Origin of the sequence: Niallia sp. Sow4_A1, assembly GCF_052116745.1 — a bacterium.
GTDB classification, from domain to species: domain Bacteria; phylum Bacillota; class Bacilli; order Bacillales; family Cytobacillaceae; genus Niallia; species Niallia hominis.
This window is the reverse complement of record NZ_JBQKKM010000128.1, coordinates 1-688: the sequence shown is the minus strand read 5'-3', so window position 1 is coordinate 688 and position 688 is coordinate 1. Positions and strand designations below refer to the sequence as shown.

Annotated in this window: 2 tRNA genes and 1 rRNA gene; all 3 read left to right on the top strand. The window is 44.2% G+C overall.

What is annotated here, in order from left to right:
- Positions 1–161: 161 nt before the first annotated feature.
- Positions 162–238 (top strand) — tRNA-Ile (locus tag ACTQ5K_RS25510).
- 22 nt (positions 239–260) lie between these two features.
- Positions 261–336, top strand: a tRNA-Ala gene (locus ACTQ5K_RS25505).
- Between the two features lie 262 nt (positions 337–598).
- A 23S ribosomal RNA gene (locus tag ACTQ5K_RS25500) occupies positions 599–688 on the top strand; the annotation flags it as partial.

Here is a 688-nt window from a genome sequence, read left to right as displayed (position 1 = left end):
GTAGCCGTATCGGAAGGTGCGGCTGGATCACCTCCTTTCTAAGGAAAATGGAATGTACATTCCATCAAAGATTGTTGACGATTTGTTGTTCAGTTTTGAGGGAGCAATTCCCTTGAAAAATAGATAAAGCAAGAACCTTTTTACTTTATCGAACATAAAATGGGCCTATAGCTCAGCTGGTTAGAGCGCACGCCTGATAAGCGTGAGGTCGATGGTTCGAGTCCATTTAGGCCCACCATTTTAAATTAAATACCATTTTTGGGGCTTTAGCTCAGCTGGGAGAGCGCCTGCCTTGCACGCAGGAGGTCAGCGGTTCGATCCCGCTAAGCTCCACCAAAATTGTTCTTTGAAAACTAAATCATTAAATAGAAGTAACCAAGATAAACCGAGTAATCGCCATCTTAGATTCTCTATTTTAGAGAATTATTTCTTTGAAAAGTAATCGTATCAATCGAATACCCTTTCAAAGATTTGAGAGCAAAGAGAAGCAAGTAGGTCAAGGAAGCGACCGAGCGAGCACCGGAGCGTACGCTAGTACGTGAGGAGCAGAGTAAGGAAGCAGACAAAGAGATACGCTGCTTATCTTTGGTCGAAACTAAGTTAAGTTAGAAAGGGCGCACGGTGGATGCCTTGGCACTAGGAGCCGATGAAGGACGGGATTAACACCGATATGCTTTGGGGAGCTGTA